At 56.6% G+C, this 12,021-nt stretch carries 13 protein-coding genes; 3 read left to right on the top strand and 10 right to left on the bottom strand.

Going from position 1 to position 12,021, the window contains the following annotated elements; translation table 11 throughout:
- Nucleotides 1-68: 68 nt before the first annotated feature.
- From IE087_RS10540 to IE087_RS10560, 5 genes are all read right to left on the bottom strand, one after another.
- Nucleotides 69-320, bottom strand: coding sequence for a hypothetical protein (locus IE087_RS10540; RefSeq protein ID WP_189369257.1), 252 nt, complete (start codon nt 318-320; stop codon nt 69-71).
- Nucleotides 321-364: 44 nt separating this feature from the next.
- Nucleotides 365-616: a hypothetical protein gene (locus tag IE087_RS10545; protein WP_189369258.1), complete on the bottom strand. Its 252-nt coding sequence runs from the start codon at nt 614-616 to the stop codon at nt 365-367.
- Nucleotides 617-716: 100 nt separating this feature from the next.
- Complete coding sequence (locus tag IE087_RS10550; protein WP_189369259.1) at nt 717-2,990, bottom strand: NADP-dependent malic enzyme; 2,274 nt, start codon at nt 2,988-2,990, stop codon at nt 717-719.
- 381 nt (nt 2,991-3,371) lie between these two features.
- Nucleotides 3,372-4,940, bottom strand: coding sequence for an MFS transporter (locus IE087_RS10555; protein ID WP_189369260.1), 1,569 nt, complete (start codon nt 4,938-4,940; stop codon nt 3,372-3,374).
- A 100-nt stretch (nt 4,941-5,040) separates the two neighbouring features.
- On the bottom strand, nt 5,041-6,150 hold the full coding sequence (locus tag IE087_RS10560) for an HlyD family secretion protein (RefSeq protein ID WP_189369261.1): 1,110 nt from the start codon (nt 6,148-6,150) through the stop codon (nt 5,041-5,043).
- A gap of 149 nt (nt 6,151-6,299) precedes the next feature.
- On the opposite strand from IE087_RS10560, the gene IE087_RS10565 reads away from it, so the two are divergent.
- Entirely contained in the window at nt 6,300-6,926 is a 627-nt protein-coding gene (locus tag IE087_RS10565; protein WP_229801339.1) for a TetR/AcrR family transcriptional regulator, read from the top strand.
- A gap of 210 nt (nt 6,927-7,136) precedes the next feature.
- Here the strand turns inward: IE087_RS10565 and IE087_RS10570 are convergent, their stop codons facing one another.
- Genes IE087_RS10570 through IE087_RS10585 form a run of 4 tightly spaced genes read right to left on the bottom strand, consistent with a single transcriptional unit; the run spans nt 7,137 to nt 9,095 of the window.
- A complete protein-coding gene (locus IE087_RS10570; protein WP_189369263.1) occupies nt 7,137-7,577 on the bottom strand; it encodes an Rv1443c family protein in 441 nt (146 codons plus the stop codon).
- A 10-nt stretch (nt 7,578-7,587) separates the two neighbouring features.
- Complete coding sequence (locus IE087_RS10575; protein ID WP_189369264.1) at nt 7,588-7,974, bottom strand: Rid family hydrolase; 387 nt, start codon at nt 7,972-7,974, stop codon at nt 7,588-7,590.
- A 41-nt stretch (nt 7,975-8,015) separates the two neighbouring features.
- Nucleotides 8,016-8,402: a hypothetical protein gene (locus IE087_RS10580; RefSeq protein WP_189369265.1), complete on the bottom strand. Its 387-nt coding sequence runs from the start codon at nt 8,400-8,402 to the stop codon at nt 8,016-8,018.
- 45 nt (nt 8,403-8,447) lie between these two features.
- Nucleotides 8,448-9,095: a TetR/AcrR family transcriptional regulator gene (locus IE087_RS10585; RefSeq protein WP_189369266.1), complete on the bottom strand. Its 648-nt coding sequence runs from the start codon at nt 9,093-9,095 to the stop codon at nt 8,448-8,450.
- Nucleotides 9,096-9,266: 171 nt separating this feature from the next.
- On the opposite strand from IE087_RS10585, the gene IE087_RS10590 reads away from it, so the two are divergent.
- Together IE087_RS10590 and IE087_RS10595 are read left to right on the top strand one after the other, a co-directional pair.
- Nucleotides 9,267-9,863: a hypothetical protein gene (locus IE087_RS10590; protein ID WP_189369267.1), complete on the top strand. Its 597-nt coding sequence runs from the start codon at nt 9,267-9,269 to the stop codon at nt 9,861-9,863.
- 135 nt (nt 9,864-9,998) lie between these two features.
- Nucleotides 9,999-10,544, top strand: a complete 546-nt coding sequence (locus IE087_RS10595) for a GNAT family N-acetyltransferase (RefSeq protein WP_189369268.1) — start codon at nt 9,999-10,001, stop codon at nt 10,542-10,544.
- 311 nt (nt 10,545-10,855) lie between these two features.
- Here the strand turns inward: IE087_RS10595 and IE087_RS10600 are convergent, their stop codons facing one another.
- Nucleotides 10,856-11,950 carry an alpha-hydroxy acid oxidase gene (locus tag IE087_RS10600; RefSeq protein WP_189369269.1) on the bottom strand — a complete coding sequence of 365 codons (1,095 nt, stop codon included), beginning with the start codon at nt 11,948-11,950 and terminating at the stop codon, nt 10,856-10,858.
- Nucleotides 11,951-12,021 lie beyond the last annotated feature (71 nt).

Consider the following 12,021-nt stretch of genomic DNA (forward strand, 5'->3'; position numbering starts at 1 on the left):
GACAACTGTCGGGGGCAAGGGCTGAGAGCGCCAACTGTGGCAGAATATCACGTGGACAGGCTGAAATATCAGTCGTTGCTGTCCAAACGTTCGTAGGAAATGGCAGCCCGGCAATCCAGATCGTCGGTCGCTGAACAGCTGACGCGTCGGGGGCCGTCATAGATCACACGCTTGGTAAACGTCCTGCCATTGGCTGAATAGTCGCGCGTTACGGCGCGGAGGCTGTCGCCACGGTATTCGAATGTGCCCTCGCGTTCGGCGGTGATCTCGGTGCAGGCGGAGACCGAAAGAAGCATCAGGGCGGTTAGTCCAAGTCGCATCAGGCAATCCTCATTGGCAAAGGGCGGCATTGGAAACCGTGGTGTCAGTCTCGTACCCGATTGACCTTGTCGAAAAGCGCGGCGCGACAATCCAGCCTGTCGCCGGTGATACAGGTCACGCGTTCAGCGCCCGAGATGATCGTGGTGCGGGAATAGGTGCTGCCATCATCGTTTTGGTAGACCCGCGTGATGGATGGATAGGTGCGACCGAACTCGCTGTAGGTGCCGCGGGTTTCGCTGACGACCTCGGCGCAACCCGCAACCGTCAACAGAGCCAGCACAAGAATTGCGCGCATGATGATCACCCCAGCCTATCCACTCGGATACAGATAGGGTGCGAGATGCCGAAATACACCTGGGGGTTGTGCCGATTTTTCAGGCTGGATTGGCTAATCTTTAGCCGTAGTGCGCCACCGGCGTGCCCGCCACGGCTGACATGTTCAGCAATCCACGCGCCGTGATGGATGGGGATACGATATGGGCGCGGTTGCCCATTCCCATCAGGATCGGGCCAACTTCCAACCCGCCCCCTTTCATCTTGAGGATGTTGCGCACACCCGAAGCGGCGTCAGCGTGGGCGAAGACGAGCACGTTTGCGGCCCCTTCCAACCGGCTGCCCGGGAACAGGCGCTGCCTCAACTCGGGATCAAGGGCCGTGTCGATGTTCATCTCGCCCTCGTAGCAGAAATTGTGGTTTTGCGCGTCCAGCATCCGGATCGCTTCGCGCAGACGCCCGCCGGACCCTTCGCCCTGGTTGCCGAACTGGCTTTGAGAACAGAAAGCGATTTTCGGTTCGATGCCGAAGCGGCGCACGTGGCGGGCCGCCCCAATGGCAATCTCGGCGATCTCGTCCGGGTTGGGATGCAGGTGCACCTGCGTATCGGCCACGAAAAGCGGCCCGTCTTCGAGGATCATCATGCTGAGCGCGCCCACGGGATGATAGGAGTCGCGCCCCAAAACCTGTTGCACATAGTTGAGATGCCAGCGGAATTCGCCAAACGTGCCGCAGATCAGGCTGTCGGCCTCTTCCCGATGAACCATGACGGCCCCGATCGCGGTCGAGTTTGTGCGCATGATGGCGCGGGCGAGATCGGGTGTGACACCGCGCCGGCACATCAGTTCGTGATAGGTGCCCCAATAGTCGCGGTAGCGTGGGTCGTTCTCGGGGTTCACGAGGTCGACCGTATCACCAATCTTGATCGTGAGGCCCGCGCGGGCAATCCGTGCTTCGATCACTTCGGGACGTCCAATCAGGATGGGCCGCTCGGTGGTTTCCTCGACCATCGCCTGGGCTGCGCGCAGAACGCGTTCCTCTTCCCCCTCGGCAAAGACGATACGGCGGGAAGTGATACGCGCCGCCTCGAACACGGGGCGCATGAGAAGAGCGGATTTGAAGACCGACCCGTCGAGATTGGATTTGTAGGCGTCCATATCTTCGATGGGACGGGTGGCAACGCCCGTGTCCATTGCGGCCTTCGCCACGGCGGAGCTGACGATGCCCACGAGGCGTGGATCGAAAGGCTTCGGTATCAGGTAGTCTGCGCCGAAATTGAGCTGTTCGCCCTGGTAGGCTGCGGCCGCCTCGGCGCTGGTGGTGGCGCGGGCGAGGGCCGCAATGCCGTCGATGCATGCAAGCTGCATCTCGTCATTGATCGTTGTGGCGCCCACGTCGAGTGCGCCGCGGAAGATGAAGGGGAAGCACAGGACGTTATTGACCTGGTTGGGAAAATCGCTGCGGCCCGTGGCAATGATCGCATCGGGGGCCACGCTGCGGGCATCGTCGGGCAGAATTTCAGGGGTTGGGTTGGCAAGAGCGAAGATGATGGGTTGCGTGGCCATCTTTTTCACATGTTCGGGTTTCAGGACCCCAGGGCCTGAGAGGCCGAGGAACAGGTCCGCGTCGTCGATCACGTCATCAAGCGTGCGCTTGTCACTTTTCTGAGCAAAGGCGGCTTTGGCCGGGTTCATATCCTCGGTCCGGCCTTCGTAGACGAGGCCGTGGATATCGCAGAGCCAGATGTTTTCGCGTTTGACACCCAGTTTTAGCAGCATGTTGAGGCAGGCAATGCCCGCAGCACCGCCGCCGGTGCTGACGATCTTGATATCGTCGAAGCTCTTGCCCGCCACATGCAGCGCGTTCTTGGCGGCTGCGCCCACAACGATGGCTGTGCCGTGCTGGTCGTCGTGAAAGACGGGGATATTCATCCGCTCGCGGCAGAGCTTTTCCACGACAAAGCATTCCGGGGCCCTGATGTCTTCGAGGTTGATGGCACCGAAGGTGGGTTCCAGTGCGCAGACGATGTCAGCCAGCTTTTCGGGGTCGCTTTCATTTACTTCGATATCGAAGCAGTCGATGGAGGCGAATTTCTTGAACAGGACCGCCTTGCCTTCCATCACCGGTTTGGACGCCAGCGCCCCGATATTGCCGAGGCCCAGTACCGCAGAACCATTCGACACGACCGCCACGAGGTTGCCGCGTGCGGTGTAGCGGGCGGCGTTTGCTGCGTCTTCTTTGATCTCGAGACAGGCTTCGGCCACGCCGGGAGAATAGGCGCGGGCCAGATCGCGACCGTTTGCCATCGGCTTGGTTGCGCGTATTTCGAGTTTTCCGGGTTTTGGGAATTCATGGTAGGCAAGTGCCGCGTCGCGCAAGTTCGGTGTATCGGACATAGAATCCCCTTAGGTGCTCGGATTTGGTTTAGCGTTAAACTATTTTTGCAAAGCCGCCAATTGACGTTTGGTCACATGCGGAAAACGTGATCCAGAGATGTGAGATGGATCACTGTTGCTGCCCCCTACAGCCATCTCACATCCCAAACAGTAAAGTTCGGAAACCCGCAGCAGTCATCGTACCGAAGCATTGCAGCCCGGTCACGCATCCACAGTCAGATTGGGCCACTCAAATTGGGGACGGTCAACTTTGCCACACGTGCCAACTGGCGGTTCCCCCTTTGGCAACTGGGTGGATCAGCATGAACAGGTATTTCTGAATTCTTAATCGCAGATTGAGAAAGCCACTAACTGTGACTGGAACAGCCCTCAAAGCAGTATCTAGGGAGACGCGATTTTCTTTTGAGCAATCTTGAAGAGCATTAGAGCCGGAAAAACGGCCACGAAAAGCCAAACCAACGAGAGAAATGCATCGTTGAACGTCAGATGTGCGACTTGCAGCTTGAGCGAGTTTTGGATGGCAGTTGATGCCGCGGCATCAACGGTGCCGGGATCAAGCCCCCGCCCCACCAATGCCTGAGACAAGAGGTCGGTTCTTTGGTGTAACGCCTGATTGGATAGGTTGAGATTGCTGCCCAAAACCTGGGAATTCAGAGTGTTCATGCGCTGTATGAATGTGCTCAGGCAGGCAACGCCGATCAACCCGCCCAATTGACGCCCCAAACTAAACAGACCCGTCCCGGCAGAGATCAACGGCCTTGGCAATCCGCTCAGTGCGATCAGAGTCAGGCTCAAAAACAGAAACCCCAACCCAAACCCTCGAAGCAACAACGCAACCCACATATCATGTGATCCGCTTTGCGAACCCGATCCAGAAAGCATCCACATGGATGTCATCACCAGAAGCACACCGATGGGCGTAAAGACCATAGGATTGGCACCTTGTACCGAGATGAGCCATCCGGCTGTCAGCAAGGCCAATCCAATGGCCAAACTGGACGGAAGAAGCAGCCGCCCGGTCAATTCCGACGGTAAGAACAGAACATTCAGAGCAAAGGCTTGAATGAGAAATGCGCTGCCGAACAGAGCAAAGCCAGCGATGAAGCTGACCACAAAGCCGAAGACAAAATCCGAATTGCCGAACACGTCAGTTTTGAACATTGCTTGCCGTGACTGCATCCTCAATCGCGCAATGACACCAATCAGCCCAAGAAGCGCGACCGCACTCCAAAATTGTATGCGGGCGCTGTCGAACCAGTTCCAGCGCGCACCCTCTGATAACGTGTAAGCGGTGGCGGTCATAGCAATGGCAAACATGCCAAGGCAGACCCAATCAAAGTCCAGTTCTTCGCACTTATGCAAAGGAAGGTGGCGACGTACTGCAAGCAGAATGAATAATGCGGCGAGCGCAATACCGGCACTGAGAGCAAATATCCACCTCCAGGAACCGACGGCGATGAGTTCACCATGCAGGACTGGTGCGGCGGACGCCGGAGCAACAACCACTCCAAATGCAAAGACAGCCTGGATCAGCCCCTGTCGGTCTTTTGGAAAAAGCTGGAACAGAATTGTCTGGGCAGCGACAAGCAGGCCTGCGCTTGCAGCGCCTTGCAAAACTCGAGAGGTCACAAGGCTTGGAAATCCGGGAGAAACCGCACAAAGCAGAGACGTCATGATCGTGCCGACCAATGCTAGCCAAAGGATGGATCCGGCACCGGCCCGGTTGATGGCCCAAGCACTGGCTGGAAGAAGGGTAAGCTTTGCCGCCACAAAGGCGGTATTCAGCCAATTCGTAGTATCCTGAGTGGCTGACAAGTCTTCCATGAACTGAGGACGGGCCATCCCGTACACTGTGCTGTTCAACGCGTCCACAGTGACCGCAAGCGTTACTCCTGCCACCACCAAAACAAGAGGAAGACGGGTCAGTCCATCATTGCTCTGGTGTTTCAACAAACCAGTGCTTTTCGATATGGCTACCTTCCGCGTTCTTGAACGAGTCCGCCTAGTGCTCCTGACGCGGACTTGACGAACAGTGCCGTTAGCGCCGGCTTCAGCCATTTTGCTGACTCCGCAGTGTGTTTAGCGAAGTCCTGTTTCGACCTTCGTCTGGTATGTCCTCCCCTGTTCGGGGGTGGATTTTCACACGCACCTCAGCGGACATTCCGGCGCGAAGTCGACTGAAAAGCGGATCTCCAGGCTCCAGCAGGATCTTGACGGGTACCCTTTGGACAACCCGTATGAAGTTTCCTGTGGAATTGTCCGCCGGCAGGAGACTGAACTCTGCTCCGCTGGCCGGTGAAATACTGTCGACGTGTCCCGGAATTTCCCGTCTTCCAAATGCATCAACGCGGACTGTCACAGATTGGCCAGGGGCCAAACTCTCCAGTTGGGTTTCTTTGAAGTTGGCCACAATCCATTTTTCTTCCTCTGACACAACTGCCAGCAAGGGTGATCCGGGCCGCACAAACTGCCCCAGCTCGACATGCAAATTGCCGACAAGCCCGGAGGCGGGCGCGCGGACCACGGTATCTCCGAGAGAGATTTCTGAGAGTTGAAGTTGCGCGGACGCCTGCTCGATCGACGCATCAAGTGCAGCGGCCTGTGCGTCCAGCACGCGCAGTTTTTGCTGACTGGCCTTCAGAACTGCTCGGGCCTGCTCTACAGATGATTGTGCCCTGACATCAACGGCGGTCGCCGCTTCAAGCCGTGCCTTGGTTGCCCAGCCTTCATCGATAAGGTTTCGAGCTCTGCGCAGGTCCTGGTCCGTCCGGTTGGCCTCGGCCTGCGCGGCCGCTTTACCCGCCTGAGCTTCCTCGGTGTACAGGTGCTGCATGAGCCGTTCTTCATCAAGCTTGGTACGGGCAGCCTCTGCTGCCGCCAATGCTGCCTTGGCGTGCCTGACTTTGGCTTTGTAGTCAGCCGGGTCGATGCGAAACAGAACGTCACCCGCAGCAACCCTTTGATTGTCATTGACAGCAACTTCGACGACGTAGCCCGCCACCTTTGGCGCAATGCGGACGATATCGCTGCGCACATAGGCGTTGTCGGTTTGAGTGTAGTCATGGTGTGTTTGCCAGTAACTGTACACACCATAAGCAGCGGCAAGGCACAGGGTCGCGATGCCTAGGATGGCAATCTTTTTTGAACGCCTATCGGCCATATCGAGCTTCCTCTTTGTAACCAGCGTCTGACGGAGATCCGAGACATGGGGTACGGAGCCGTACCATTGCACTCTACGGTACGATCCCGTACCATTGCAAGCGGCAGCGATGTATGTGGAGGTCGATTTTGCGCGAAACACCAAAACCGATGACATCTCGGCAAATCCAAAAGCGAGAAGAAATCATTGAAATAGCATCGGAATTGTTCTTCCGCGACGGGTTTGGACGCACCAGCATGGACCAGGTTCATGCCCGTCTGGGTGGATCCAAACGCACTCTTTACAGCCACTTCCCTAACAAGGACGCCTTGTTTCACACCATTGTCGAACGGATTTCCGGACGGGTTGTTGCCGCGTTGCAGCCAAAACCGGCAGAAGGCGAATTTGCACAGGCTCTGTTCCGCATGGGATATGAGTATCTGAGCGTTCTTTTGTCACCGGAGGGCGTTGCACTGTACCGCGTCATGACGGCAGAAGCGCAGCACTTTCCAGAGCTGTCCCGGGATTTTTTTGAGCGCGGGCCTGCTGTCGCCAGTGAGGGATTGGCGCGTTTTTTTGAAGCACACCGAGACGCGAGAAATCTTGCTATCTCAGACGCTGATACAGCGGCAGAACAGTTTCTGGGTGCCGTGCGAGGGAACGTGCACCTTTCAGCGGTCCTTGCGGGGGAAAAGCATTCCCAAAGGGTGCTGAAAGACAAGGTCGCAAGTGCTGTCAGCTTGTTTGCCAGAGAGCCCGTCATTGAGAAGGTCTCTGGCGCGGCAACCCCATCCTGAACGTGCTTATTTCCACTCAACCCGGCACTGACTTCATTCGCATGAACGGGCGATGCTGGCAGCACTGAAGCATCGGATGAAGAAGACTTTGCCCCTGAAACATAACGGATGCGGCTCAGAAGCTGATTTGCATGGGGCGGAAGCGAAATGCGCCCCGCGCCATTTTTCTGAGCTGCTCCAATGTGGCTAAGGCATAAGCGTTCCGCCCTGTTAGTATCGCCCGCTGTCCAAGAGTCGTAGCCGCGGCTTATGCCGCGCTTGGTACATGTATCTGGCCCAAAGTGCGAAAACGGGCGTCATCATTCCGGCATCAATTTCGATATGGTCGTGCAACCGACTGCCGGTTTCGGTTTCGATGACGGTCAAGCTGTGCAACCACGATTTCACTCCGGCGCCCCGCTCGGACGATCGCAGGATCATACGCTGATCGTCGCATTCTAGGACATCCATGCGGTAAGGCTGTGCTGGCAGCTTGCCAAAAAGCGACACCATTACCTCAAGCCGTTGCCCCGTTTGGGTACGCCCGCTTGGCAATCCCTCGAACGAGGCCAATCCTCGCATCACCTCGCTCAGCGCGGAATAGTCGGTCGCAAGTGCCCATAACCGTGCCGCGCTGACGGGATAATCATTCTCTACTGTGACAACTCTCATGCGTGCCTCATTAAGCCCTGCGGGCTATACATCTGATTTCAATACAAGCACCTTCTCGGACGAAGCCCGCAACCTCGATGGCAGTCCATGCCGGGAACGGTTCCATCACGTATTTTGCCCGTATGTCTTTGAATGCCTGGAGGTGATCGCGGAGACCAACGTGATAGCTGGTCATCTCAACAAGATGTTCGAAACCCAAGCCTGCTTTTGTTAATACTGTTTCGATCGTCTCGAAGACGGCTTCTATCTGTTCGGTTGGGGTCTCCGACAAAGTGCCGTCGGTTTGCACCCCGGTAAAGCCCGTCATGAATATGAAACCCTCATGCTCAAGCCCCGGCGACATCTTCCAATCCGTCACGTAGGTTTCGAGGTTTTCGGGGACAATGGATTTGGGCATGGTGTTTCCCTTGAGGTCGTTTGGGTTTGTGCGTCGGTGTTTTAGCTGCCAAGCAAAAGAAGCCCTGAACAGACAAACCAGACAAACCAATGCGGCAGTCGCCAGAGGCCGGTCGCGGTTCGGTGCAGGACCTTCATCTGAATAAGCCAGACCACGCCCCACAGAAAAAACAACAGCCCGAACAACAGTATTACGGGGCGCGCCAGCGGACCAAGGTCCAGAAAGGCTATGCCGAACAGTGCCGCGGCCACAACAAGCAGGTCAACGGAGAGCATTTGAAAAGCGCACATAGCCTGCACCCAATGCGTGGTTCGCTGCCCATCTGTGGATACCGGTTCGAGGGTGGCCGTTTCCTTCGTGCCGATGACAACGTGCGCCAAGAATGCGGAAAGGGTGATACATGCCACAATGAAAACCCAGATGTTCAAGTCACGTCTCCCTATGGTTCTGAAATTTGGAAGGGCGATGGTGCATCAAACCCGCTTGTCCGGTATTGGCCGGAGCCCTGCCCCGAACATCATGATCGTTTCACGAAGCATGCGTCGATATCGTCGCCGGTTTATGTCGAACAACCCCATGTGCAAGACGACGCCATCCATCATGCTGGCCAGCGCGCGCGCCATCGAAGGCGCATGAAGCTGATCCGAGATTTCACCGCGCTGTTGGAGATAAGATATCCGATCCGCGTAATGTGCGCCCAGACGATCAAAGAAACGGGCCACGTGGCACGTGAAGGCATCCGAGGCAAAGCTGGGGCCGAACACCTCGAAAAACACGCGATGAAAGGACGCCTCCTCGGCTGGGATATCCATCGTTGCGTAAAGCTCGTCCAGAAAGGCATCGAGCGTCTCGCAAGGTTCGCCCCCGGCAATCTGGCCTTCCAGAGTTGCGAAATGACGGTCCACAATCGCGGTCGTCATCGCCTCCTTACTGTCGAAGTAGATGTACAATGTGCCCTTGGCCAACCCGGCTGCGCGAGCCACATCACTTACCGATGACGCGTGATATCCCTTTTCGACAAAAACCCCCATGGCCGCCTCAAGGATTTCATCCCGCATCCTTGCTTTGTCCACGACCTTGGGCATCTGTCCGCGTTCCTCTTCGTCGGCATTCGCAACCATTCTGAACAAAAATCTATTATGACCAAATGGTCATTTTTGCCGCACCCCCTTAAATGACCAGCTGGTCATAATAAATCAATCATGAAAATGACAGACCGGTGATTTCTTGCCTCACACATACTTCCGGGAAAGCCAACGGCACGGGCAGATCACCAACCCAAAGGAGAAGACATGCAAACCGCACAGATAAACTGGTCATATTCAGGCGGCATCGACCCGCTTTGCGGGACTGGTGCCACGGCAGCAGAACGCATCTTGGCATACGGGATGGCTACGGTTTTTACTGGCATCATTCTTGTTGCCGATCAAAGCCGCAACATTCCCATTGCCGAGGGATGGCAGATAGCATTGCTGGCCTTTTTTGCCTTCGACATAGCGGGCGGCGCGGTCGCAAACATGCTTAACTCCTGTAAGCGGTTTTATCACACACCACTGCAATCGGGAGAAGGCATGAGCGCCCGCCTCGCAAAGAACCCAATGCTATTCACGGTGATCCACGTCCATCCAATTATCATTGCGTATGCGCTGGGCGGCAATGTGCTGAACTCAGTCATTTGGTACGCCCTGCTTCTCGTCAGCGTAACGACTGTGCTCTTTGCGCCGCTCTATTTGCGCCGTGCAGCGGCAACTGGACTGACCGTACTGGCCCTGCTCGGGAACCAACTTCTTCTGCCGCTCGGAGGCGGGTTGGAATGGTTCATTCCCTGCCTATTTATCAAGATGGTCTTGGGCCATGCAGTACAGGAAGAACCGTACCGAGCAGGATGATGGTGATCCGTACCTAGCCCATAAAAGATCATATCAGAGCAACTTAACTAGAAAGAATCTGGTCCATCTTGGCCAAGTCAAGATGGCAGGCACCTTGCATACAGATACTGCACAGAACGTAGAAAGAGATCATCCATGCCAAGTCTCGAAACCCTTGCTCCAGCACTGCACACGGACCGCCTGATTCTGAGAGGTCATCGCGCTGAAGACTTCGATGCAAGTGCTGCGATGTGGGCTGATCCGGATGTCGTTGCTTTGATTTCCGGCAAGCCGTCCACCAAAGAACAATCCTGGACACGGCTTTTAAGCTACTCAGGTCATTGGTTGCACTTGGGCTTTGGGTTTTGGGTCGTTGAATGCAAAAAGACCGCAACGTTCCTTGGAGAGGTTGGGTTTGCCGACCGCAGGCGGAATACTTTGCCCAACCTGGACGGAACCCCCGAGGCCGGCTGGGTATTCAAAACGGACGCACATGGCCAGGGCTACGCCACAGAAGCGGTCACAAGGATGCTGGAGTGGGCGGATGAACGGCTAGAGTACAATCAGACATCGTGCATTTTTGATCCAGAGCATTCCGGCTCGATCAAGGTCGCTGAAAAGGCCGGGTTCTCGAACAAGGTCTTGGGCACATACGGCGCACTCGAGACGCTTTTCATGTGGCGAACGCGCAAGGTCGGCTGATCGACAGATTGCGCCCAAGATTACAGCAACTCGGTGTCTCGATCATCACGTCCGGCAATGCTCCCTCTGCGACGGCATCAAGTATTCGTTGATTGCAAACCAAGGTGCTGGTTTGGCGGAAGAATACCTTGGGGCGGACCGTTCTCCGCTGCCGGGTGTTGATGCGCCGACTGCTTTCGCGGTCCGGGAGGAGCTGAATGCCGGCTCTTGCGCGGTATTTTGGACCCCACAGGCCATTCGTTTAGTGTTGAGGTGCAGCGGCACAATCCCACTGGTCCGTCATTTACTGCACTAAAAGTTTTCAAAGCCGACTAGCCCTGTCGCAGATTTGTCTGTCCGGTCTGAGCCATGGCAATTGAAAGCTCGTCGGAGAGAACATCCCACATCTTTTGCAAACCGCGTTCCCCAGCCGCAGCAATTGCAAATTGCAAAGGCCGACCAAGAAAGGTGAAGTCCGCCCCAAGATACAGCGTTTTCAACACATCTTCTCCCGAGCGCAGGCCGCTGTCGAAAAATAGCGGCATATCAGGGCCTACACGTGCGCGTATCTTGATCAGCGCATCCGTTGCGGCGGGCGCGCTTTCCAATTGGCGTGCACCATGGGTCGACACCTGGATGGCATCGGCGCCTTCGCGCGCAAGCTGTGCCGCGTCATCAGCATCCAGTACCCCTTTGACCACCAATTTGCCTGGCCAGACCGCGCGCACGCGTTTGAACGTATCCCAATCCGCCTTTGCCCGGCTTTCTGTCCGGTCAAACTCAAACCCCTCCATATTGAAATTCGCCATACGCGGTGCGCCAGCGGCCAGCGTGCTCAAGCTCCAATGTGGGTGCAGCGCGCAATCCAGCACACGCGCCGGGCTCCACTTGAAGGGCATCTTGAATCCGTGGCGTAACTCACGGGGGCGCCGCCCTACCTCGGGCACGTCAACAGTCAGGACAAGTGTTTTAAAACCGGCCTGTTTGGCCCGCTCGATCAGCTTGAAGGTTCCAGTCCCATCGCCAGAAAAATAGAGTTGAAACCAGGCATGTCCCTCGGCCACCTCGAGGATGCGTTCCATCGGGGTGGACGCAACTGTCGAAATGCCGTGCGGAACCTTGTATCGCGCGGCAAGACGGGCCAGCATCAGGTCGGCACCTGGCCATGCGAGGTTGCACATGCCCATGGGCGCAATGCCAAAGGGCCGTGCCGCTTCTGAACCAAATAGTGTTGTGGCAAGCGACCGGTCCGACACGTCCCGTAAAATACGTGGCTGCAGGGTCACCGCATCAAGCGCGTGCCGTGCACGGCGTGCGCCAGCCTCATTGCCCGCAGCCCCGTCAATATAGTCAAACACCATCCGTGGCAGACGCCGCCGCGCAAGGCGGCGGGCTTCTTCTACGCTGTGGATGGCGCTGGCGCGCACTACGCGTTCACCGCATTCATGAACCTGTCCTTGATCACCACCGGATCCATTGTGATGACTGGCATCTTGGC

This window comes from Tateyamaria omphalii (genome assembly GCF_014651375.1).
GTDB lineage: Bacteria > Pseudomonadota > Alphaproteobacteria > Rhodobacterales > Rhodobacteraceae > Tateyamaria > Tateyamaria omphalii.

What these genes read in the sequence shown, in the direction of transcription:
- IE087_RS10565 (WP_229801339.1), top strand. Translation starts at nt 6,300, where the DNA reads ATGACATCTCGGCAAATCCAAAAGCGAGAAGAAATCATTGAAATAGCA.
- IE087_RS10595 (WP_189369268.1), top strand. Translation starts at nt 9,999, where the DNA reads ATGCCAAGTCTCGAAACCCTTGCTCCAGCACTGCACACGGACCGCCTG.
- IE087_RS10560 (WP_189369261.1), bottom strand. Translation starts at nt 6,150, where the DNA reads ATGGCCGATAGGCGTTCAAAAAAGATTGCCATCCTAGGCATCGCGACC.
- IE087_RS10570 (WP_189369263.1), bottom strand. Translation starts at nt 7,577, where the DNA reads ATGAGAGTTGTCACAGTAGAGAATGATTATCCCGTCAGCGCGGCACGG.
- IE087_RS10590 (WP_189369267.1), top strand. Translation starts at nt 9,267, where the DNA reads ATGCAAACCGCACAGATAAACTGGTCATATTCAGGCGGCATCGACCCG.
- IE087_RS10540 (WP_189369257.1), bottom strand. Translation starts at nt 320, where the DNA reads ATGCGACTTGGACTAACCGCCCTGATGCTTCTTTCGGTCTCCGCCTGC.
- IE087_RS10545 (WP_189369258.1), bottom strand. Translation starts at nt 616, where the DNA reads ATGCGCGCAATTCTTGTGCTGGCTCTGTTGACGGTTGCGGGTTGCGCC.
- IE087_RS10550 (WP_189369259.1), bottom strand. Translation starts at nt 2,990, where the DNA reads ATGTCCGATACACCGAACTTGCGCGACGCGGCACTTGCCTACCATGAA.
- IE087_RS10575 (WP_189369264.1), bottom strand. Translation starts at nt 7,974, where the DNA reads ATGCCCAAATCCATTGTCCCCGAAAACCTCGAAACCTACGTGACGGAT.
- IE087_RS10585 (WP_189369266.1), bottom strand. Translation starts at nt 9,095, where the DNA reads ATGGTTGCGAATGCCGACGAAGAGGAACGCGGACAGATGCCCAAGGTC.